The organism is Marinomonas sargassi, from assembly GCF_025716875.1.
In the GTDB taxonomy this organism is placed as follows: Bacteria; Pseudomonadota; Gammaproteobacteria; order Pseudomonadales; family Marinomonadaceae; genus Marinomonas; species Marinomonas sargassi.
In genome coordinates this window covers 158,059-181,296 of sequence record NZ_JAOVZB010000003.1, presented here as the reverse complement: position 1 = coordinate 181,296, position 23,238 = coordinate 158,059, and the positions used below count along the sequence as shown (strand labels likewise).

The following is a 23,238-nucleotide window of genomic DNA, read 5'->3' as shown; positions in this document are numbered from 1 at the left end:
AAACAGCCTAGGTAGTTACGACATTTTATAAATCACGCAATAAATGCATAGGAGGCACTTTTAACACAGTCCTACTCGCAAATATACCAATTGCTGTAATAATTAAAACGCCAATACTAGGCCCTATTATCCAGAGCATAGGGTGGAAGCTAGCTTGAGTTTGAAATACAAAGACTTGCAGTCCGTATAAACAGGTTTCGGCACCTAATGCGGCTAATAGTCCAGAAAAGAGACCTAGCGCACCAAACTCAATCAATAATGCCTGACGCACCAAAGAACTTTTGGCTCCCAAAACTCGTAGTAAGGCCCCTTCTTCTAAACGCTCCTCAAGAGTAGAGCGTACGCTAGCTAAGAGAACAAGCGCCCCTGCACTGAGAATACAAACCAGTACTAATTGAATAGCATTAGAAAGTTGTCCAACTATGGTTTGTATCTGTTTCAGGATATCACCAACGTTTAATATAGAAACGGTTGGAAATTGCGACATAGTCTTATAAAAAGACTGGGCATTGTTATCACTTATAAACAGGCTACTCACGAAGTTAGCAGGGTAATCTTCTAGAGCGGATTTAGGCAAAATAAGATAAAAATTAGGTCTCATAGACCCCCAATCTACTTTACGAATTGACGTAATAGGTAATCTTATAGGGTTACCACCAATATTAATGGTCAGTTCGTCGCCGAGCCCAACATTCGCTTCTTGCGCAGCACTTAACTCAACGGATAATCCATTAGCTTTAAAATCACCAGAAATGAGTGAATTTCCTTCACCAATCTCATCCGACCAAGTTAAATTTAGCTCTCGATCATAAAGTTCAGGTTCCCCTCGCCCATCTGGGTACAAACTTTCAATTGAGGTATCGTTTACATAGGTAACGCGTCCTCGGACCATGGGATACCAGCTAGACCTTTCCACATCCAATTCTTGCGTTTTGCCATCAATGGACTCTATTTGATCCGCTTGTACATTGAAAAGGTAATGGTTTGGCGCATCCTCTGGCAACTGTTGCTGCCAGTCTGCGATTAAACTGGATTTGACGCCAACCAAGATCAAGCCAAGCATAATAATAAGAGTGAATACTAAAAGCTGGAACAAATTAGGGACTAGACGTCGGTATAAAGAGGCCAAGCCAATTTGCCAACCGCTTGTGGCACCAGATGTTAAGGAGCGCCCTAAGCGAAATACTGCCCAGCCAATCAGCGCTACTACCAATCCAATAGCCAATATGGCGATCGTCATTATACTCGGTAATAAAAAGCCCTTGGTGTAAACGCACATCAAGCCGTACATACCAACAAAGCCAATGGCATATATCAATAAGGTGTTTTGCTCTATTTTTGCACTAGGCTGTAATACGGAAAGCGGAGATATTTGTATAAGCCTAAGCATTAACGGGAAACAAAACACCAACATGGAAATGGCGCCCGTAGCGGCCCCAAGCCATAATCGACTAACCGAAGGTTCAGGTAATGCCGTCGACATTAAGTTAGATAATAAACTGGCGATCAGCTCCTGCATGCCCCAGCCGATGCCTAAACCAATCAAAGCACCGCATAAGAAGAGAATGGTAAATTGTTGCGCGAACAGTTTAACCAGTAGATTAGGCGTTGCTCCCAAGGTTTTTAAAATAGCTACTTGCATCAAATGGCGTTTTACAAAGCGTGCCGATGCCAACGCCATAGCCACGCCCGACATAACAACAGCAAGGGTACCAGCTAATAATAAAAAGGATTCCGCTCTGCCTATGGTATCCCCTATGCGCTCTCCCCTTTGTGTAGGTGTACGCCAACGATGACCGAGATCAAACTGAGGTTTTACCCAGCTTTCATATTCACTCAAGGCTTCCGCTTCGCCTGCTAGTAAAATTGAATAACGCACACGACTTCCCGGTATGATGACATTGGTCGCTTCTAAATCTACTAGGTTGATGACAGCACGTGGCGATATAGCAAAAGCGGAAGTACTAGACCCTGGGTCTCTTACGAGGAATTTACTTACCTTGAATAAAGCATCACCTATTTCAACTTGATCCCCAATCTTGATGTCCAACAAGCTTGCTAGTCGTGATGACACCCAAACCTCACCTGATTTAGGTGATGACTCTGTTTTATAGCCAGTACCAAACAGGGTGTCTTCAACAAGAAAAGCCCCTTTTAACGGGTAACTGTCAGTCACTGCGCTAATTTGTGACAATTGCAAAGCGTCATTTGCAAACATCATGGTAGTGAAGGAAGTACGCTCCGCTTTCTGTAATGACAAGTCATCCGCTTTCTCTTTCCAAGAGTCAGGAATAACCTCATCAGAACGAACAAGGCGATCTGCAGCCAAAAGGTTAGCGGATTCTTGTTCAAAGGAAAGTTGTAGGCGATCAATAAAGAGGCCTATGGATGTGACTGTGCTCACCGAAATAACCAGTGCCAGTAGCAGTGTTACCAAATCACCACTGCGTAAATCTCGAAACATTAAACGAAATGAGAAATTCATGATGTTTTTTCCGTTAGTTGACCTGCAGACATAACCAGTTGGCGATCACACATTTTGGCCAGTTCATTATCATGGGTCACCATCACCAGAGTCGTTCCTTGGGACTTATTAAGATCAAACAGTAAATCGACAATTAACTTGCCATTCGCCTCATCAAGATTCCCCGTCGGCTCGTCAGCAAACAAAATTTTTGGTTGAGAGGCGAAGGCTCTTGCGATAGCAACTCGTTGCTGCTCGCCTCCAGACAATTGATTCGGGTAATGGGTTAAACGATGGGATAGGCCCACTTTATCCAACAGCTCTTCAGCTTTTTTACGAGCCTCTTTATCGCCTTTAAGCTCAGCAGGCAGCATGACGTTCTCAATTGCCTGTAAGCTAGGTAAGAGGTGAAAAGACTGGAAAACAAAGCCCACATATTCTCCTCTCATCAAAGCGCGTTGCTCTTCACTTTGGTTGGAGAAAGGTAGGTCATAGATAGTAATGTCACCAGATGTATTCACATCTAAACCTGCAAGCAACCCCAACAAGGTCGACTTACCAGACCCAGAAGAACCGACAATAGCCACAGACTCACTTTCCATAACTTCCATATTTATTCCTTTCAATATGGTCAAATCCCCTGTATTTGATGTCACAGTGTGAGTTAAATTAGATACTTTAATTGCTGTATTTTTTGTCATGCTGACTTTTCTCTAAATAAGGTTATATATGTTTATTAAAAAAACTTTACTGATTCTATGTTCTCTTTTTATCTTTGCCACCAGTGCCAGTGCCAATGCCACTTCCACCACACTATTAGTAATGGGCGATAGTCTAAGTGCGGCCTATAACTTACCTCAACAAGATGGCTGGGTGAGCTTACTTGAAAAACAGCTTACAACGTCTTACCCAGAGGTGAAGGTCATTAACGCCAGTGTAAGTGGCGAAACAACCCAAGGAGGACTTTCTCGCTTCACTGCTTTACTAGAAAACCACCAACCGCGCTGGGTTATTCTTGAGCTTGGTGCTAATGATGCTTTACGTGGTTACCCACTTGATCAGACCACTTTGAATTTAGAAAACATGGTCGAATCAGCTCATAATCAAGGTGCTGCAGTATTACTTGTTGGTAATCAGATACCGCAAAACTATGGCAGACGTTACACCCAAATGTTTTTCAATCTTTACCAAACCATTGCTGATAAATATCAGCTACTCTATATGCCATTCATGCTAAAAGATGTTGCTTTAGATAAAACCCTAATGCTTAGCGATGGCCTTCACCCAAATAAAAATGGACAAATCGTAGTGCTTAAGAATATACAGCCTTACGTAGAAAAATTATTAGATAAAAATAAGGAGAAATAATGAAAGCGGTTTTTTTAGATCGAGGATCCTTTCCTGAAAGCATCAAAATTAGACTATCTAATAAGGTCACTGAATTCGTTGAGTATGAAAATACCCAACCAGAAGAAGTAGCTGAGAGAATTAAAGACGCTCATATCGTCCTATCCAATAAAATTTTACTAAATGAGGGCTCCCTGAACCAAGCGACTAACTTACAACTAGTGCAAGTTATGGCTACTGGCACGAACAATGTTGATAAAGCCGCATGTGAGCGGAACAATATCAAAGTACAAAACGTTGAAGGTTATTCCACTATTACGGTTCCTGAACACACCTTTTCTATGCTACTGGCCTTACGCCGTAATTTGTTTTCCTACACGCAGGACGTGGAAAACGGTAAATGGGCATCATCAGAGCACTTTTGCTTCCTTGATTACCCAATACAAGATTTGTCTAGTACCACCATGGTAATTATAGGTGGTGGTTCATTAGGAAAACGGGTTGCTAATATTGCAGAAGCATTCGGAATGGAAGTCATTTTTGCAGAGCGTAAAGGTGCGGAAACGATTCGTGACGGTTATGTCCCTTTTGAAAGTGCATTGCCGCAAGCCGATGTGATTAGCTTGCACTGCACTTTGACTGAAGAGACGACAAACCTGATTGGTAAAGCTCAATTTGACCTCATGAAATCGAATTCAATACTTCTAAATATCAGTCGCGGTGGAATAGTAAATGAGGAAGCTCTCTTAGGGGCACTTCAGAATAAACAAATCGCAGGTGCAGCGTTTGATGTTGCTACACAAGAGCCTATGCCTTTAGACCACCCATTGCAGAAGCTGAGTCAACTTCCAAACTTCTTACTTACCCCACATGTTGCTTGGGCCAGTAATGAAGCTATGCAAAAACTTGTGGACATTGCCACCGCGAAGATCACTACCTTCATAGATGGTTTGAACAATAAATAACATGTCATTAGAAATTTTATATCAAGATGAATACTTAGTGGCTGTTAATAAACCTGCTGGGCTTTTAGTTCATAGAACTCACCTAGCGAAAGAGGAAGAAGATGCTGTTGTACAGCGCTTGAGGGACCAAACAGGAAGATGGGTGTTTCCTGTTCATCGCTTGGATAGAGGAACCTCTGGTGTATTGATAATGGCCTTTACACCGGATATAGCAAGACAGCTTTCACAGCAATTTATGGAATCGGAAACTAACAAAACCTACCATTGTTTGGTACGAGGCTTTAGTGAGCCAAGCGGCGTAATAAATTACCCGCTAGCAAAACTCAACGAGCAGAAAGGTCGTTCAAGATTCAAAATTGAAGGGACTGAAAAAGATGCTGAAACGCACTTCACTCGCCTTGCTCGTTATGAGTTACCTGTTGCTGTAAGTCGATATTCAAGTATGCGTTTAAGTTGGCTAGAAGTTCGACCTAAACAAGGTAGAAAGCATCAGATTCGACGACACTTTAAGCATACCTATAACCCTTTGGTTGGGGATTCTTGTTACGGTTGCCGCCACATCAACAAGGTAGTAAAAGAACTATGGCCAGATGACTTTAGATTAATGCTGCATGCTTCAGAATTGCAGTTCACTCACCCAAAGACAAATGAAATTTTAACAGTTGAAGCCCCTTTCGATCATAAGATATACACTATCTTAGGCAAGCTAGCACCCTACCTCCAGTGAGCGTTCTATAAAGAAATGTATTCATGTGGTTTATTAAACCAAGATGTTAGGGTCATGATATCCTTCAGCCTAACAAAGAGCGCATACTATACGTATTTCACGCTATCTATGGGGACTTTTAATTTCGCTTTCTACAGAAAACCAACATAGATCCCCCTGTAAAAATTATATATAAAGCTATTTCCAGTAAGCTTAAGAAAATGATACCACCTAAGAAAATAGCACCTATAGACACAAGAAAATCAATTTTTTGATATTTATAACGCTTTGAAAGATAGGTAAAAAACACAAACCACGATAGGAAAAATATTATTTTCACTTGAACAGAGTAAGCTATTTCACTAGAAGTGACTTTTTTACTATGTTCATAGTCCAAATACTCATCACTTTTTTTAATTAAATATTCAAATTCAAGCTGAGATAGTTCTTGGCGTTTTATCTCTTCATAATATTTCTCGTAATTTTTACTGATCTCTGATTGTTCTGGAGTGCTTACGAAATTATTCGTAAAGCTAGTTAAAGCAAAAAATAAGAAAAACTTTAAAAACCTAATCGATATTTTTTCATAACCTAATTTAACTGCATTGAACATGGTGAGTGCCATACCTTAGCGTCACAATTTATATGGTTAGAGTCTTTCACATTCTATAATTAGCGTCCATTCTTCTTGTTGATAGGTAATTAAAGAGGACATATTCAAAAAGTTAACGGCATACAGCATAAATAGGATTATTTAGCAGCTTTTACCATCCTAGTATGTGTAGTGCAAAAGTAAAAAAAGGCCATAACATACAAATGCTATGGCCTTTTTAATATGGCTATTTATAAAATAAAGCTTTTATAGAACAATACTATAAACGTACGTTTTCAATAACCAAATCAACAACATCATTCAACGCTGTTTCGTTAATTGCTGAGTCTGCTATGTCAGCATTAGAGACTAAGACAGCAACACCTGTTTGACGAAGTAAGCTGGCTTCTTCGGCTGTCGCATCCGCTTTCACTAAGGCAACAATACCTTGACGAATAAGCTGACGCTCTAATGACTCTGCTTTTTCTAGTGCTTCGGCAGAAAGAGCAATAACAGCAGGTTTCTGACCAAGGCGAGCGGCACGATCTTCAGCGGTTACAGCAGTATCACTATCGATATCAGCCACAGCCTCTTCCACCATACCAGCACCAACAGTTACGTTAGTTAGGCGGTCAATGATAACCAGAGCACCTGTTAGACGGCTGTTTTGGTATTCGTCAAATGCTACTGGTGCATCAAATTGAATGACACAATCACCAATACCGTTAAGCTCTAGTGATTCAATATCACTGTGCTCTAAAGTATTCACATCAACACGGTGGTTAAAGTGATGAACTTTACCCGGTACCGTTTGAGTGCCTAATTTAAAGTCGTAAAGCTTGCCAGATACTAATGGCTGATCCGCCATCCAAACAACAGATGCACGCAGTGTTGAAGCGATCAATGGTTCTTGATCAGTGTGCGACAACATGTCACCACGGCTGATATCAATCTCATCTTCTAGCGTGATAGTAACAGCCTGTCCTGCTTTCGCAGATGACAAGTTGCCATCGTAAGTTACGATTTCAGCCACTTTTGATGTTTTACCTGATGGTAAAGCAACAATCTTGTCACCCGGTTTTACAACACCTGCTGCAATGGTTCCTGAAAAGCCACGGAAGTCGAGGTTAGGACGGTTAACATATTGAACCGGTAAACGGAAAGAATCGCGTTTTACATCACGGTTAATTTGTACTGTTTCCAAGATAGCCATCAAAGGCTGACCTTGGTACCAAGCCATACTTTCTGATGCGTTAACAACATTGTCACCACGTAAAGCAGACATAGGAACAAACTGGATATCACCAGGTTTACGGTCGCCAAGCTGCTCAACAAAGGCAAGGTAATCCGCTTGAATCTCGTTGAACTTCTCTTCAGAGAAATCCACCAAATCCATTTTGTTAACGGCCACAACCACGTGCTTAATACCCAATAAGGCTGCAATGTATGAGTGACGACGAGTTTGTGTTTGCACACCGTAACGGGCATCAATCAAGATAATGGCTAGGTCACAAGTGGAAGCACCTGTTGCCATGTTGCGTGTGTATTGTTCGTGCCCAGGTGTATCAGCAATGATGAACTTACGCTTCTCAGTAGAGAAATAACGGTAAGCTACGTCAATTGTAATACCCTGCTCACGCTCAGCTTGTAAGCCATCTACCAAAAGCGCTAGATCGACTTCTTCACCTTGCGTACCAGATTTTTTACTATCACGTTTTACTGCATCTAAATGATCTTCATAAATCAATTTAGAGTCATGCAATAAACGACCAATAAGGGTACTTTTACCATCATCCACGTTGCCACAAGTTAATAGGCGCAGCAGATCTTTTTCTTCATGCTGTTTCAGGTAGCCAAGTATGTCTTGGCTGATCAATTCTGACTGATGAGACATTCTTTACTCCAAACTTAGAAATAGCCTTGTTTTTTCTTTTCTTCCATTGACCCAGATGAGTCATGGTCGATCATTCTGCCTTGACGCTCAGAACTGGTTGTTAATAGCATTTCCTGAATGATTTCAGGTAAGGTCGCTGCTTCTGACTCAACAGCCCCTGTTAATGGGTAACAACCAAGAGTTCTGAAACGAACAGACTTCATTTCAGGCGTTTCACCGTTTAGAGGCATACGTTCATCATCTACCATGATTAACGTGCCGTCTCGCTCAACAACAGGACGCTCTGCTGAGAAATATAGAGGTACAATTGGAATACTTTCCAAATAGATGTATTGCCAGATATCTAGCTCAGTCCAGTTAGATAGAGGGAAAACTCGAATGCTTTCACCTTTATTTACTTTGCCGTTGTAAATATTCCACAGCTCTGGACGTTGGTTTTTTGGATCCCAACGGTGCTGCTTATCACGGAATGAGTAAACACGCTCTTTCGCACGAGATTTCTCTTCGTCACGACGAGCACCACCGAAAGCTGCATCAAAACCGTATTTATCTAAAGCCTGCTTTAGAGCTTGGGTTTTCATGACATCAGTATGCTTGGAGCTACCATGTGTAAATGGTCCTACACCTTGGTCTAGGCCTTCTTGGTTCTGATGAACAATAAGCTCCAGACCAAGCTTGGAAACAAGTTCATCACGGAACTTGATCATTTCCTTAAATTTCCAGCCCGTATCAACGTGCATTAAAGGGAATGGCGGCTTACCAGGGTAAAACGCTTTCATGGCAAGGTGCAGCATTACAGCTGAGTCTTTACCAATGGAGTACAGCATTACTGGATTATCAAATTCAGCAGCCACTTCACGAATAATGTGAATACTCTCGGCTTCAAGCTGTTTTAGGTGAGTTAATCTTTCCTCAGTCATAATTCCTCATCTCTGTTGTAAGGATTTCGTAATAGGCACACTATATCATATCCAAAAGTTATAAAAACACTTTCAAATAGACTTTTCTTGTATATCGATATTAAAAACTGATGTGTGAGAAAAATAGAAAACCGCCATACAGATACATCAAACGTATTTGTATGGCGGCTTTTTAGAGAAGAGTTATTCAGCGTTTAATTGCTGCTCTAAAATAAACTGATTAATTTGCTTACGTAAACGAATGATCTCTGCATTCACTTGCGTTCTGAAAGTGTCATTGGATTGAATTGCATCTTCATGGTTGCTCAGAGTTTGCTGAATATTAGCCATTTCAGCCGGCAACACTGCAGTTTCCTCTTTAGCAACATTGCTTTCAACAGAAGCCAACTTAGACTCCAGTGCCGTTAACTCACCTTTTATATTATCTAATGCACTTTGTAGTCGAGCTGCATCAATAGATTGAACTTCAACTAAACCAGTTTGTGCGGTCAATTTTTCATCCATAGAAGCAAGGGTCTTAGCTTGCTCACCTAGAACAATTTCAGTTCCTTGGACTTTTTGGTCAATAGCACTAACGGTTGGTAGAATTTTATTATAGTTAGCTTCCACTTCATTAAAGGCTTCAGCTTGAATAGCGATACGCTTACCTTGAGTTGAAACATTATCACTTAAAGTGGCTAACTTTTTATTAATGGATTCCAGTACTTCATTATTCTCAGCAATGGCTTTTCTGTTTCTATCATAAGCCACACCCCAAAGTTTACGAATTTCACTATCGTGTATTTTTAAGGTCTCTTCTATGGTTTGACCCTGCTTATTCGCCGAAACATCAGCAGCAAGCAATTGATGGTCTAGGTTTTGAATTTCACTTTTCGCACCGTAAAGCTCATTACGCAGCTGTTGGTTTTGATCCCACAGCCAATAGCCAGCACCACCTGAAGCTCCTAGAATCAGAAGTAATAATATGTAGATACCTGCGAGGCTGGTTTTTTTATGCGCTACCGGGGGCGCATGAGCAGGCCTAGAAGGAGAAGGTGTTGCCCTAGGCTGAGGTGCTGCTTTATTTGGCCTTCTTTCACTAACTTCATCTTGATCTAATGTTAGACTTGGAATCTCAACGTCATCATCTTTTCGCATGAAAATCTCATATACACAATTAACAAAATTTATGGAGAATTAACTTGTAAGCCGTTAAATAATATTATTTAAGCGGATGCAATGACAACATATAATCACCATTAACTGCTTGATAACAAGCCTTTTTCGTAAAAGGTGGTATTTATGAAAGGAATTTTCTAGTTAACACACCTATCTCATTTTTCACGAAATAGGCGTGTGCAGCTCTTGCAAATAAATATTGGAAATATGTAATTAGATCCGGAACACTATTTCTCTTGAGCTACTTCGTTTTGAACAAACAACTTAGCTTGGATAAATTCAGAATGGGGCATTAAAAGTAATTCGCTGATTCGTCGTATTCTATGGTCTTCATAGGAGTCCAAATGATCGTCTGCTAAGGCTACTCGCCATAGACCCTTTAATAGCTCCATCTTTTGCTCAATAGACGCAACGGAGTTAATCACTCTAGTAAATTGATAAAGGTCATTAGCCTCTTCCACTCCCGCTATGGTTTCTTCATAAAGCGCATCGATTTCATCACCAAGATCTGTTGACTCAAGTAAGAACTTTTTAATTTCTGCTTCTTCACTTTGGTCCACTTCATGGTCAGCTAACATGACTTCCATTAACAAGGCGGCTACGGCCTTTTGGTAGGATATTTGTTCTTTAGACTCTACTGGCACTGCGAATAATTTTTTTAACGATGCAAACATGGTCGCTCCTTAAGGTGTTCACGTAATGACTCTACAAGTATGTTAGGGAATTGTCGGTAATCTAAGTATGGGCACCATACACGAGATTGATAAATATAAGCCGTATGCTTTTCACCAACTGCTAAAGCCTGATCATTTACAGGCAAAATCTCTTTAAAGCTATTCCCTACTAGATAAACCAGACCAGAAAAATCTTCGAGTTGTTCAATACAGAATACCAACCTTACCTTTTCTAATAGTTGTAGGTCTCTAAATTGGCGCCAATCTTCAGAAGATGGCGAGGCTAGTTTTGCCATGATGGTAAAAATCTTTCGCCAATGATTTCCGTTCAATTCAATAATATGAGCAACATCGGCTGATGTTAATTGCTTCCCTTCTTCGTCTTCGGGAAGTAATGGTTTATTGGGTAAAAGGAAGATGCACTCAGCATCATCAGCAGAAGCACCAAGAGATAACTCGTTCATATCAGGTCTCATTTATATTCGCCTATTAGGGTACCGTGACTATTATCAATAGTCTTTAATTGCCCTAGTAAAGCTATGTAAATTTAATGAAATATTATAGATCTTGAAAATTAGAAAGCTCCCGAATATTACAGAGCACTTGAATATTAGATATTGCTAATTTATAGTAATTAGAAATATCTAATATAAGAGGCAGTACATGGAACTTTTTATCTCTCCCTTACTAGGAGGAGCATTAATTGGGCTAGCCACATTAATCTATTTATTGTGTTTGGGTCGTGTTACTGGTGTTAGCGGCATATTATCTAATGCCTTATTTAAAAGCGATCGACTAGCACCCGCACTATTTATTATTGGTTTAATTGTCGGTGGTGCAAGTTATGGTTCTTTAGTTGAGCAAACTGTAGCCTTCCCTGAAACAAGAAGCCCTATTCTTCTAATCATCTCTGGACTATTAGTCGGTTATGGAACTCGATTAGGAGGTGGGTGCACAAGCGGCCATGGTGTTTGTGGAATATCTAGGCTTTCAGGTCGCTCAATTATCGCTACAGTCACTTTTATGGCCACTGCCATTTTGACTGTTTTTATATCCTCTTTTATCTAATCTTTAGGAAAAAATATGTTTGCTCTTATTTCTCTTACATCAGGGCTAATCTTTGGTTTAGGCTTAGCTGTTTCAGAAATGGCTAACCCAACAGTCGTATTGGGTTTTCTAAATATTTTTGGCGAGTGGAACCCATCATTAATATTTGTGATGGTGGGGGCTATTAGCGTTGGTCTCTGTGCTTATAGGGTTCAAAAAAGACTCGCTAAACCGCTCTTTTTTAATGATTGGAGCATTCCGAAACTCAAACAAATTGATTCCAAACTCATTTTAGGTGCCAGCCTATTTGGTATTGGTTGGGGGTTATCTGGCTACTGCCCAGGACCTGGACTTACCGCTATAGCAAATAACTCAGCTGAGGCCATATATTTCGTCTCCGCCCTTATTGCTGGCAGTGCCTTACATTTCGTGCAAACCAAAGTAACCAATTAAATTCCCCCATATATTGAAGAGCCCTATGATGCATCATAGGGCTCTTTTTTATTCTAAAATACTTGACGCAAGCCCCTATGCGTTTATTATGCGAATCGCGTCATTGCTGAACATAATCCGCACCGATTCAACTGCCGCGCTAGTCGCTTAAGGCTCTTTATTAACGCAAATTAATAATGCCGGATAAGTAACAGCCATAAGAGGACGGGGTAAGCTAGGACGTATTTCATAAGGTTTATGTTTTGCACATTTAAGGGGTAACTTAATGACCATTGACGTCCATTCATTTTATAGTACAGAGCGCTTCTCTCGATTCAAAGCTTTTGCAGAAACAAAAGAAACGCCTTTTGTTGTTATTGATACTGAGATTATTGATGAAGCCTATTCTGAGTTAACGAAAGGCTTCCCAGTAGCTGATATTTATTATGCTATCAAGGCTAATCCAGCACCTGAAATCCTTACATTACTACGAGATCGAGGTTCAAATTTTGATGTTGCATCTCGATATGAGTTAGACAAATTACTGGCTATTGGCGGCGTATCTCCAGAGCAAGTAAGCTACGGAAATACCATCAAAAAAGCCAAAGATGTACGTTATTTCTATGAAAAAGGCGTGCGCATGTTTGCAACAGACTCTGAAGCAGACCTTCGTAATATTGCGGAGCAAGCGCCAGGCTCACATGTTTATGTGCGCATTTTAACGGAAGGTACGGTTACTGCTGATTGGCCTCTTTCTAGAAAGTTTGGCTGTCGTCCAGATATGGCCATGGATCTGCTTATTCTTGCAAAAGAATTAGGGCTAACTCCTTATGGGGTCTCTTTTCATGTTGGTTCTCAACAACGTGATATAGGCGCATGGGATGCGGCTATCGCAAGCGTTAAAGTCATCTTTGAACGTCTAAAGGAAGAAGATGGTATAGAGCTAGAGATGATTAATATGGGCGGTGGTTTTCCTGCTAACTACATAGCTAGAACCAATGAACTTGCCACTTATGCCGAAGAGATCACTCGATTTCTTGAAGAAGATTTTGGCGATAAAATGCCACGTATTATTTTAGAGCCCGGCCGTTCGCTTATTTCAAATGCTGGTGTATTAGTCAGCGAGGTTGTCTTGATTTCTCGTAAATCAACTACAGCTCTAAATCGCTGGATTTATACGGATGTTGGTAAATTTTCAGGCCTCATTGAAACATTAGATGAGTCTATTAAATACCCAATTCATGTTGAAAAAAAAGGCGAACTAGAAGAAGTTATTATTGCAGGGCCAACCTGTGATAGCGCAGATATTATGTATGAACATTACAAGTACGGCCTACCTCTTGATCTTGAAATTGGCGATCGTATGTTCTGGCTTTCCACTGGCGCTTATACAACGACCTACAGTGCAGTCGAGTTCAACGGCTTTCCTCCTTTAACATCATATTATTTATGACCTAAAAGCCATACCCATTTTACAACAAAAGCCTTAGAATCACTTTCTAAGGCTTTTTACTTTTATAGCTACCCCAAAAAACTAAGAGGACTGAAATGGATTACTCCTTAAGTGAAATCAATATTTACCCAATTAAATCCGTTCAAGGTGTATCCCTAGATAGTTGCCAAGTAACCTCAGCAGGATTATTAAATGACCGCCAATATATGTTGGTGGATGAAAATAATGAGTTTGTTACAGGTCGAGACAAACCAACCCTCACACAAGTGCAAGTAAATGAAGTAAGCGCAACTGAGTGGCACTTAAGTCATCCGAGCAAAAATGATGTCTTTATTTTTCATACAGACCAATTAACGCCTGATTATAAAAAGGTCATTATTTGGGAGGATGAACTTGAAGCCCAAGTTGCTGCTCAAGGCGTGAACGATTGGTTTAGTAATATTGTAGAGAAACAAGTTCAACTAGTATTCTTCGGCTCACAATCAGAGCGATTCACTCAAAGAAAGCCGGATACCCCTGTTGCTTTTGCTGATGGTTACCCATTTCACTTAACTACCGAAGCATCACTAGCCGAGTTAAATGATAACTGTACCATCGAGTCAAGTATGGCGCAGTTCCGCCCTAATTTAGTGGTAAAAGGCAATAAGCCTTTTGAGGAAGATAGCTGGAAGCGGATACGAATCGGTGAAGTGGAATTTGAAAACGTTAAACCTTGTGTACGTTGTATTTTTATTACTGTAGATCCTGCAACTGGTGAAAGATATAAGAGAGGCGAACCATTAAAAACCCTTGGTAAGTTTCGAGTTTTGAAGAATAAAGGCATTACATTTGGGTCAAACCTGATTGCTCTAAACTCTGGTGTTGTTAATCAAGGCGACCAAGTAGAAGTACTGGAATATCAAGAACCAGAAGTATACTTAGATAGACGACGTAGATAAGATTTATATTTCTTACTACTTTTATGAGGCGCAAAAAAGGAAGGCATAGCCTTCCTTTTTTAATTCTAGATACAGATTAAGCATCAAGCTTAGCTAAGTACTCATCATAAGTGCCGTGGAAATCAACGATACCATCGCTTGTCACTTCTACAATGCGTGTTGCAAGGGAAGATACAAACTCTCGGTCATGACTGACGAACACAAGCGTACCTGGGTAATGTTCAAGCGCTAGGTTCAAGGCCTCAATGGATTCCATATCCATGTGGTTAGTTGGCTCATCCATTACCAATACGTTTGGCTTCTGCAGCATTATCTTGCCAAAAAGCATACGACCTTGCTCACCACCAGATAGCACTTTGACTGATTTCTTAATATCATTTTGAGAGAACAATAAACGTCCAAGTGTGCCGCGAATGACTTGCTCGTCATCACTCTCTTGTCCCCACTGCCCCATCCATTCAATTAGGTCGACATCTTTCTCAAATTCATGGGCATGGTCTTGGGCATAGTAACCAATATTGGCATTTTCAGACCACTTAACCTGACCTTTCGTTAGCTCAGTATCGCCAACTAAACATTTCAACAGTGTGGTTTTACCTATACCGTTTGGACCGATTACCGCAATGCGCTCACCTACTTCAACCATCATGTTAAGACCACTGAATAGTTGTTCGTCATAGGACTTAGCAAGATTCTCTACCTGTACAGCAAGACGGTGGAGTTTCTTTTCTTGCTCGAAACGGATAAATGGACTTTGACGACTAGAAGGCTTAACGTCTTCTAGTTGAATTTTATCAATTTGCTTAGCTCGAGAGGTCGCTTGTTTAGATTTAGAAGCGTTGGCAGAGAAGCGGCTAACGAAAGATTTAAGCTCATTGATTTGAGCCTTTTTCTTCGCGTTATCAGCTAATAGGCGCTCTCTTACTTGCGTCGCTGCTGTCATGTACTCATCATAGTTGCCAGAGAACAGACGTATTTCACCGTAGTCTAGGTCAGCCATGTTAGTACAGACAGAGTTCAAGAAGTGACGGTCATGGGAAATGATGATCATGGTGCATGTTCTTTCAACTAATACACCTTCCAACCAGCGAATCGTATTAATATCCAAGTTGTTGGTAGGCTCATCAAGTAACAATATATCTGGGTCAGAAAACAAGGCTTGTGCAAGTAATACTCGTAACTTCAAACCGGGTGCTACTTCGCTCATCAAGCCGTAATGTTGCTCTGTAGGTATGCCTACACCCAATAGTAACTCACCAGCTCTTGAGTCAGCAGTGTAGCCGTCCATTTCAGCAAATTCAGCTTCCAAGTCGCCAGCACGTAAACCATCTGCTTCCGTCATTTCTGGGTTGGCATAAATAGCGTCTTTTTCAGACTTAATCGCCCAAAGTTCTTCATGCCCCATGATAACGGTATCAATAACCGAATGCTCTTCATAAGCAAACTGGTCTTGTTTCAGTTTACCTAAACGTTCATTTGGGTCTTTAGAAACATTACCAGAACTTGGCTCGAGATCTCCACCCAGTATTTTCATGAAGGTAGATTTACCGCAACCGTTTGCCCCAATCAGGCCGTAGCGCTTTCCTTCGCCAAACTTAACAGATACGTTTTCAAAAAGAGGTTTTGCACCAAATTGCATGGTGATATTGGCTGTTGTTAACAAAGTATTATTCCACTCAACATAAAAATATTATTCACTACAAAGTTTGTAGTAAGACGATGAGGGACATTATCGCACAGAAGTCACTTAACCTTTAAGTCAAATGTCTTATTTGCAGGAAGAAATGGAGATAAATTAGATGTGAGATTAAGTATTGTGAGGCAGAAAGAGAAGCTACCTCACATATTAAAACCTTTATTCCTTAAGAGCCGCTATCACGGAGATTTCTACTAATAATTCAGGCCTTGCCATTTTCGCTTCAACACAAGCCCTTGCAGGGGCATGACCTTCGGGAATCCACTGATCCCAAACCGCATTCATAGCGTCAAAATCATTCATATCTCTTAAGTAGATTGTAGCGGAAAGAATATAAGATCGATCGGAGCCTGATTTTTCTAACAAGCTATCGACCTTATCAAGCATAGTTTGCGTTTGTTCGCCTATATCCTGATTAGCATCTTCGGCAACTTGCCCACAAAGGTATACAGTCTCGTTATGTTTCACGATTTGACTCATACGTTGACCAATATCCATTCGTTCAATCGTTGGCATATAACCCTCTATCAGATAGAAAAATAAGTACTTGTGTAAAAAAACCAGCAGAAATAAGAACAAAAAAAGGAAGAGATTTCCAGCACTTTTTTGTTTCTTTAAAACTCCAAACCTTTTTGAGCCTTTATGCCTCTTTTAAAAGCATGTTTCACTTCTTTAATTTCACTTACAGTGTCCGCCAATTCGATGAGGGCTTCTGATGCGCCGCGACCAGTCACTACGAGGTGCTGATTTTCTGGTCTGGCCATGAGAGCTTCTAATACTAGATCTTCTTCGAGATACTCGTAATGCAATAAGTAAGTTAACTCATCTAATACCACCAAATCATAATCGGTACTTGATAGCATCTCAGAAGCATGACGCCAAGCATCCTTGGAAGAAGCTATGTCAGCTTCTCTATTTTGGGTTTCCCATGTAAACCCCGCGGGCATTATTTCCCAACGTATACCTTGCTGACTTTTGAAAAAATCAATTTCGCCGGTATTCCACTCACCTTTTAGAAATTGCACAACACCGACTCGCAAACCATGGCCTAAGGCACGGGCAACCATACCTAACGCTGAGCTAGATTTGCCCTTCCCATTTCCCGTCAAGAGCACAAAAGTGCCTTTATCTTCCTGAGCTTTGGCGATACGTTTATCAACATGGGTTTTAATCGCCTGCATGCGTTTTTTGTGCAATTCAGGATCTTTAATTGTTTTAGCCATGTGCTCCTCATTATCGGGTACTTTATGAATATATTGGCAAAAAATTGCCCAGCTATTATGGCTCTATGTACGAGCTCGCTGGGCATTTGGATTACAGAGACTCATGAATTACAACGATTAAATACGATCGTCTTCTGGGTCATAACCAAGGTTAGGAGCCAACCAACGCTCTGCATCGTCTTTACTCATACCTTTACGCTCAGCGTAATCATCCACTTGATCAGGACCAATCTTACCAACACCAAAGTAAGTAGAATCAGGGTGAGCAAAGTACCAGCCACTAACTGCTGCGGTGGGTAACATGGCAAAGCTTTCTGTGATATCCATATCTATGTTGGCTTTAACATCAAGTAGTGACCAAAGTTTGGCTTTTTCTGTATGGTCTGGACACGCAGGATAACCCGGTGCTGGGCGTATTCCTTGATACCTTTCCTTAATCAACTGCTCATTTGATAAAGTCTCATCGGCTGCATAACCCCAATACTCTTTACGTACTTTTTCATGGAGGTATTCTGCGGTCGCTTCGGCCAGTCGGTCGGCAACGGCTTTGATCATGATGGAGTTATAGTCATCGTGATCTGCTTCATATTTCTCTACTAATGGGTCAATACCAAAACCTGCTGCACAGGCAAATGCCCCCATGTAATCGGCAACACCAGACGCTTTTGGTGCCACGAAGTCCGCTAAACAACGATTGTATTTGCCCGGTGCGCCAAGCTGATTTTGAATTCTCAAGAAAGAAAGTTTCTCAATGACTTCGGTACGGGATTCATCGGCATAGATTTCGATATCATCATCATTTACTTGGTTCGCTGGGAATAAACCAATCACAGCACGAGCCTGTAAAGATTTACTAGCAATCACTTCATCAAGCATATCGAGTGCATCTTGATATACTCGGGTCGCTTCTTCACCAACTACTTCATCCGTTAAAATTCGCGGATAAGCACCCGCAAGCTCCCAAGTACGGAAGAATGGTGTCCAATCTATGTAATCTCTTACTACGGACAGATCCACATCGTCTTCCGTTAGAATGGTCATCCCAACCTTATTTGGCTGTTTAACACCTTGAGTGAAATCAATCGGTGTTTTATTTAAACGTGCTTTATCAATTGAAACACGAGGACCCGCTTTTGAGCGATCTTTGTAACGAATACGGGTTTTCTCATAGTCATCTTTAACCTTATCGATAAAGGCCTGACGCTTTTCTTGGTCTTTACTTAGCAAAGTACTCGCTACACCCACACTACGGGATGCATTGGTGACATGAACCACTTGGTTGCGCGTGTAGTTTTGCTCGATTTTCACTGCCGTGTGAGCTTTTGATGTGGTCGCACCACCTATCATCACAGGTAAATCAAAGCCCTGACGTTCCATTTCTTTTGCAACGTGGACCATTTCGTCCAAAGAAGGCGTAATCAAACCTGATAGGCCGATCATATCTGCACCCTCTTCTTTTGCTGTGCGAAGGATAGTTTCAGCAGGCACCATGACACCAAGATCGATCACTTCAAAGTTATTACATTGCAGAACAACACCAACAATGTTTTTACCGATATCGTGCACATCGCCTTTTACTGTTGCCATAACGATTTTGCCGTTACTTGAAGAAGCGGTATCCATATTTCTCGCCTTTTCTTCTTCGATAAAGGGCATTAAATAAGCCACGGCTTTTTTCATTACACGGGCAGACTTAACCACTTGTGGTAAGAACATTTTACCGGAGCCGAAAAGGTCACCTACGATACTCATGCCATCCATTAGAGGTCCTTCAATCACCTCTAACGGGCGAGGGTAAGCCAAACGAGCTTCTTCAGTATCTTCATCGATAAATTCAGTAATACCTTTTACTAACGCATGACTTAAGCGTTCAGCAACAGGCAAGTTTCGCCACTCTTGGGTTTCTTTTTCTGCCACTTCGCCACTACCAGCAAACTCACCAGCAATAGCCAATAGATTGTCGGTTGCATCTGGCGTGCGGTTCAGCACCGCATCTTCCACCGCATCTCGTAATTTAACTGGGATGTCTTCATACAAGGCTAACTGCCCTGCATTAACAATACCCATTGTCATGCCTTGTTTAATCGCATGAAAAAGGAAAACAGCGTGTATTGCTTCACGTACTGGGTTATTCCCCCTAAAAGAGAAGGAAACGTTAGAGACACCACCTGACACTTTGGCATAAGGAAGCTCGCGAGTGATATCTCCCGTCGCTTCAATAAAATCCAATGCATAGCGGTTATGCTCTTCAATACCTGTCGCAATGGCGAAGATATTTGGGTCAAAAATAATGTCTTCTGGTGGAAAACCCACCTCATCAACAAGAATGTTATAAGATCGACGACAAATTTCTATTTTGCGCTCGCGGGTATCGGCCTGACCGACTTCATCAAATGCCATTACAATAACGGCAGCGCCGTACTTCATAAGAGTGCGAGCTTGTTCTCTGAACTTATCTTCACCCTCTTTGATGCTGATCGAGTTAACAACACCCTTACCCTGAATCCACTTAAGGCCAGCTTCTAGAATTTCCCACTTAGAGGAATCAAGCATAATTGGCACACGGGAAATATCGGGCTCAGAAGCAATCAACTTTAAGAAGCGCTCCATAGCACCTTGAGAGTCCAGCATGCCCTCATCCATGTTGATATCTATGATCTGTGCACCATTTTCAACTTGTTGGCGCGCCACATCGAGGGCGGTATCAAAGTCACCTTCTTTGATTAATCGCTTGAACATAGCGGAGCCTGTCACATTGGTACGCTCACCAACGTTCACAAATAAGCTGTTGCCATCAATATTAAATGGCTCTAGACCGGATAAGCGACAGGCCTTTTCAATAGTAGGAATGACTCGTGGCTTTGCATTTTCAAAGGCCTCAGCAAAAGCCTTGATATGGTCCGGAGCGGTACCACAACAACCACCGACGATGTTTAAGAAGCCTGAATCCACCCAGCCTTGAATCTCTTCAAGCATTTCTTCTGGCGTTTCATCGTATTCGCCAAAGGCGTTTGGAAGACCTGCATTAGGATGAGCTGAAACATGGGTATCAGCAATGCGTGAAAGCTCTTCCACATATTGACGAAGCTCTTTTGGGCCCAAGGCACAGTTTAAACCAACAGATAAAGGTTTAGCGTGGGCAATAGAGTTCCAAAAAGCTTCTGTCGTTTGGCCTGAAAGTGTACGTCCCGATGCATCGGTAATGGTACCGGATATCATAATAGGATAACGAACACCGTTCTTTTCGAAGTAGTCTAGAACCGCATAAATAGCCGCTTTAGCATTTAACGTATCGAAAATGGTCTCAATGAGCAGGACATCTGCCCCACCCTTAATTAAGCCATCTACAGCAGTAGTGTAAGCTTCTACTAATTCATCAAAATGAATATTTCGAAAGCCCGGATCATTTACGTCTGGAGAGATAGTACAAGTTCGACTCGTTGGGCCTACGGCACCAGCAACAAACCTTGGTTTATCCGGATTGTTTTTTGTAAATTCATCTGCTGCTTCACGTGCTAAACGAGCCGATTCAAAGTTAAGCTCATAGCTAAGCGATTCCATGTGGTAGTCCAACATAGAAATCGAGTTAGCGTTAAATGTATTGGTTTCGATGATATCGGCACCAGCCGCTAGGTAGCTAGAATAGATATCTTTAATGATTTTTGGCTGAGTAAGAGATAAGAGGTCATTGTTACCTTTTAAGTCACTTTTCCAATCAGCGAAACGCTCGCCTCGATAATCCTCTTCTTCAAGCTTATAGGCTTGGATCATGGTACCCATGGCACCATCAAGGATTAACACGTTTTCTGCTAAGCGTTTTTCAATTATCGAATACGAATCGGACTTTACCACTCTCACTACCTCAAAAAATAATCTGCAACCGTACTATACCGAAAAGCGTTTAGGTTAGGTTGAAAAATAGTAATGAGAAAATGAATGATTCGAAAGAAGTGGATGTGGGGGCTAATTAGCCCCCGTTTTTATCGAAGAAATACGAGATTAAATCTCATTTTTAGATTTATTTAGGCGCCCAACTAAGAAACCACCAAACAAACCCAAGAATATTGCCGCTGCCCAAAAACCGTATTTATCTAGAACGTCAGTATTAACCAGAGACAAGGTCTCTTCACCTCTGTATACCTGCCTAGATATCACTTTACCTTGGACATTAATTTGCTGACTGACGAAAAGGTTAAGTTCCGCGTTTGGACTTTCATTTAAGCCAGATACACGCCAGCGCCATTGCACTCGCCCATTTTGTACAGAGGCTGTAACTATAGGGTCACTTATCATTTGAATGGCACTATCTATAACCAGCTCAGCCTGAAATGCTTGGCCTACAATAGCAGGCTGAACATTGGCAGATACTAGAATCTCAAACGTATCATTCAATGCGATTTCATTAGGAAGTTGCCATTCAATTCCCTGTAGACTGACATTTACTTGAGCTTCTAATGCATCCATTATGGCTGCCATAGTAATGGTGTCGTTCACCTTGATATCCAGCTCTTTTCGAACTTCATTCAAGTCAACCGCTAGTGAGTCGATTTCAGATTGTTTTACCAGCAATTCAGCTTCTTTTTCTGCAAGTAAGCTAGATAGTTGCAGGTTTTCCTCTTGAACCTCTAAAAGCTTCTCATCCATTACGCTGAGCTTACGTTCATAAAGTCGATTCTCAGCTAAAGCTTTCTCTAGCTCAGCTAGATGCTTTTGTCTTTGCTGTTCGAGTAAATCATTCCACTCTTGCTCTTTTAATAGGTAAGCTTGATTGAGCTCTTCTTCCCTAATTTTTTGAGCCTGATTTAACGCTTTTTGAGCTGCAATTTCATCACGAGCATCTTCCAACTCTTTTGCTTGAATCGCGTTAGCTGTCTGCAAAGATACCAACTCATCTAATGTTACATTTGAGCTAGCTTCGAGCTTGGCAAATTCATCTTGAAGCTCTCTATGTTTAGTGAGCAATGAGTTATAGTCTTTTTGCAATGTTACTGAGTCCAAAGACTGACTATGTAACTCTTCAATTTGCTGTTTCAATAAAAGGTTTTCATTCTCTAGCTCTGCAATACGCTTAATTAGAGCATCATTATTGAGCTTCAGTGCATTGTATTGAGCTTCAAGGTCATCTCTTAATTGCTTTTCTTTTTCCAGCGCTGCCAACTGCTCTAGATTAGAAGCAGTAACTGCCTCATTAACTAAAGCAATTGTGCTATTCGAGGCATCATCAGAAGAAGTACTGGTGTTATCAGCATAAGCAAGAGACGCTACGGAAGTTTGATTCGGTGTGTTAGTTTGTTGAAGAGAGCGCACTTTTTGTAAAGGACTAATGGACTGAGACTCTAGAGAAGCTATTAATGCTTCTTTTTCATCTAGCGCCAAACTCAAGGAGTCTAACTTGGCATTATTACTGTCTAGCTGACGTTGAAGCTTAGCAATAGCGTCTTCTCTGGCACTTAGTTTTGCTCTAAGTATGGCGTTTTCTGAATTCAAGCTGGCAATATCGTTCTTGTATATCTGCAACGTATCATTGTTAGTAGCTTGATCTGTAATAACTTGAGGGGAGGACAAAGCCGCAGTATTCGTTTCTTCAGTACTTGTCGTACTACAGGCCGAAATAAATAAACCTAGAGAAATTGGAATCAAAGCCTTACTACAAGTGTTCACCGCTCACCTCCAATCATTATTTTAATTTTGATAACAAACCATCTCACTTATGCCAGATATTACATAAG

The 23,238-nt window shown here is 41.1% G+C and carries 20 protein-coding genes; 7 read left to right on the top strand and 13 right to left on the bottom strand.

Features of this window, described 5'->3' with window-relative positions:
* Positions 1 to 25 precede the first annotated feature (25 nt).
* Together OFY17_RS07725 and OFY17_RS07720 are read right to left on the bottom strand one after the other, a co-directional pair.
* Entirely contained in the window at positions 26 to 2,485 is a 2,460-nt protein-coding gene (locus OFY17_RS07725; protein WP_263530153.1) for an ABC transporter permease, read from the bottom strand.
* Entirely contained in the window at positions 2,482 to 3,165 is a 684-nt protein-coding gene (locus tag OFY17_RS07720; RefSeq protein ID WP_263530152.1) for an ABC transporter ATP-binding protein, read from the bottom strand. The genes OFY17_RS07725 and OFY17_RS07720 overlap by 4 nt, the downstream gene beginning before the upstream one ends.
* A gap of 28 nt (positions 3,166 to 3,193) precedes the next feature.
* On the opposite strand from OFY17_RS07720, the gene OFY17_RS07715 reads away from it, so the two are divergent.
* Genes OFY17_RS07715 through OFY17_RS07705 form a run of 3 tightly spaced genes read left to right on the top strand, consistent with a single transcriptional unit; the run spans position 3,194 to position 5,503 of the window.
* Positions 3,194 to 3,832 (top strand): arylesterase, encoded by a 639-nt coding sequence (locus tag OFY17_RS07715; protein WP_263530151.1) that lies wholly within the window; start codon positions 3,194 to 3,196, stop codon positions 3,830 to 3,832.
* Positions 3,832 to 4,776 (top strand): D-2-hydroxyacid dehydrogenase, encoded by a 945-nt coding sequence (locus OFY17_RS07710; RefSeq protein WP_263530150.1) that lies wholly within the window; start codon positions 3,832 to 3,834, stop codon positions 4,774 to 4,776. Before OFY17_RS07715 ends, OFY17_RS07710 begins: the two co-directional genes overlap by 1 nt.
* Position 4,777: 1 nt before the next feature.
* Positions 4,778 to 5,503, top strand: a complete 726-nt coding sequence (locus OFY17_RS07705; protein ID WP_263530149.1) for a pseudouridine synthase — start codon at positions 4,778 to 4,780, stop codon at positions 5,501 to 5,503.
* Between the two features lie 118 nt (positions 5,504 to 5,621).
* Here OFY17_RS07705 and OFY17_RS07700 read toward each other — a convergent pair whose 3' ends face one another.
* The 6 genes from OFY17_RS07700 to OFY17_RS07675 form a co-directional block, all read right to left on the bottom strand.
* Positions 5,622 to 6,095 (bottom strand): hypothetical protein, encoded by a 474-nt coding sequence (locus OFY17_RS07700; protein ID WP_263530148.1) that lies wholly within the window; start codon positions 6,093 to 6,095, stop codon positions 5,622 to 5,624.
* Positions 6,096 to 6,354: 259 nt separating this feature from the next.
* Entirely contained in the window at positions 6,355 to 7,968 is a 1,614-nt protein-coding gene (gene cysN / locus OFY17_RS07695) for a sulfate adenylyltransferase subunit CysN (RefSeq protein WP_263530147.1), read from the bottom strand.
* A gap of 14 nt (positions 7,969 to 7,982) precedes the next feature.
* Positions 7,983 to 8,888, bottom strand: coding sequence for a sulfate adenylyltransferase subunit CysD (gene cysD / locus OFY17_RS07690; RefSeq protein ID WP_263530146.1), 906 nt, complete (start codon positions 8,886 to 8,888; stop codon positions 7,983 to 7,985).
* A 183-nt stretch (positions 8,889 to 9,071) separates the two neighbouring features.
* Positions 9,072 to 10,025 carry a hypothetical protein gene (locus OFY17_RS07685; protein ID WP_263530145.1) on the bottom strand — a complete coding sequence of 318 codons (954 nt, stop codon included), beginning with the start codon at positions 10,023 to 10,025 and terminating at the stop codon, positions 9,072 to 9,074.
* A gap of 248 nt (positions 10,026 to 10,273) precedes the next feature.
* The gene (locus tag OFY17_RS07680; protein WP_263530144.1) at positions 10,274 to 10,720 is read right to left on the bottom strand and encodes a tellurite resistance TerB family protein; all 447 of its coding nucleotides are present in this window, start codon (positions 10,718 to 10,720) and stop codon (positions 10,274 to 10,276) included.
* Positions 10,705 to 11,196: a DUF6942 family protein gene (locus OFY17_RS07675; protein WP_263530143.1), complete on the bottom strand. Its 492-nt coding sequence runs from the start codon at positions 11,194 to 11,196 to the stop codon at positions 10,705 to 10,707. The genes OFY17_RS07680 and OFY17_RS07675 overlap by 16 nt, the downstream gene beginning before the upstream one ends.
* A 187-nt stretch (positions 11,197 to 11,383) precedes the next feature.
* On the opposite strand from OFY17_RS07675, the gene OFY17_RS07670 reads away from it, so the two are divergent.
* The 4 genes from OFY17_RS07670 (at position 11,384) to OFY17_RS07655 (ending at position 14,590) form a co-directional block, all read left to right on the top strand.
* Positions 11,384 to 11,788, top strand: coding sequence for a YeeE/YedE family protein (locus OFY17_RS07670; protein WP_263530142.1), 405 nt, complete (start codon positions 11,384 to 11,386; stop codon positions 11,786 to 11,788).
* 15 nt (positions 11,789 to 11,803) lie between these two features.
* Positions 11,804 to 12,220, top strand: a complete 417-nt coding sequence (locus OFY17_RS07665; protein ID WP_263530141.1) for a DUF6691 family protein — start codon at positions 11,804 to 11,806, stop codon at positions 12,218 to 12,220.
* Between the two features lie 265 nt (positions 12,221 to 12,485).
* Positions 12,486 to 13,652, top strand: a complete 1,167-nt coding sequence (locus OFY17_RS07660) for a type III PLP-dependent enzyme (protein ID WP_263530140.1) — start codon at positions 12,486 to 12,488, stop codon at positions 13,650 to 13,652.
* A gap of 95 nt (positions 13,653 to 13,747) precedes the next feature.
* Positions 13,748 to 14,590 carry an MOSC domain-containing protein gene (locus tag OFY17_RS07655; protein ID WP_263530139.1) on the top strand — a complete coding sequence of 281 codons (843 nt, stop codon included), beginning with the start codon at positions 13,748 to 13,750 and terminating at the stop codon, positions 14,588 to 14,590.
* Between the two features lie 76 nt (positions 14,591 to 14,666).
* Here the strand turns inward: OFY17_RS07655 and OFY17_RS07650 are convergent, their stop codons facing one another.
* The 5 genes from OFY17_RS07650 to OFY17_RS07630 form a co-directional block, all read right to left on the bottom strand.
* On the bottom strand, positions 14,667 to 16,253 hold the full coding sequence (locus tag OFY17_RS07650; protein ID WP_263530138.1) for an ABC-F family ATPase: 1,587 nt from the start codon (positions 16,251 to 16,253) through the stop codon (positions 14,667 to 14,669).
* A 192-nt stretch (positions 16,254 to 16,445) separates the two neighbouring features.
* Entirely contained in the window at positions 16,446 to 16,802 is a 357-nt protein-coding gene (locus tag OFY17_RS07645; protein ID WP_263530137.1) for a RidA family protein, read from the bottom strand.
* 98 nt (positions 16,803 to 16,900) lie between these two features.
* Positions 16,901 to 17,509 carry a cob(I)yrinic acid a,c-diamide adenosyltransferase gene (cobO, locus tag OFY17_RS07640; RefSeq protein WP_263530136.1) on the bottom strand — a complete coding sequence of 203 codons (609 nt, stop codon included), beginning with the start codon at positions 17,507 to 17,509 and terminating at the stop codon, positions 16,901 to 16,903.
* 117 nt (positions 17,510 to 17,626) lie between these two features.
* Positions 17,627 to 21,361, bottom strand: coding sequence for a methionine synthase (gene metH / locus OFY17_RS07635; protein ID WP_263530135.1), 3,735 nt, complete (start codon positions 21,359 to 21,361; stop codon positions 17,627 to 17,629).
* Positions 21,362 to 21,508: 147 nt separating this feature from the next.
* The gene (locus OFY17_RS07630; protein WP_263530134.1) at positions 21,509 to 23,170 is read right to left on the bottom strand and encodes a coiled-coil domain-containing protein; all 1,662 of its coding nucleotides are present in this window, start codon (positions 23,168 to 23,170) and stop codon (positions 21,509 to 21,511) included.
* Positions 23,171 to 23,238 lie beyond the last annotated feature (68 nt).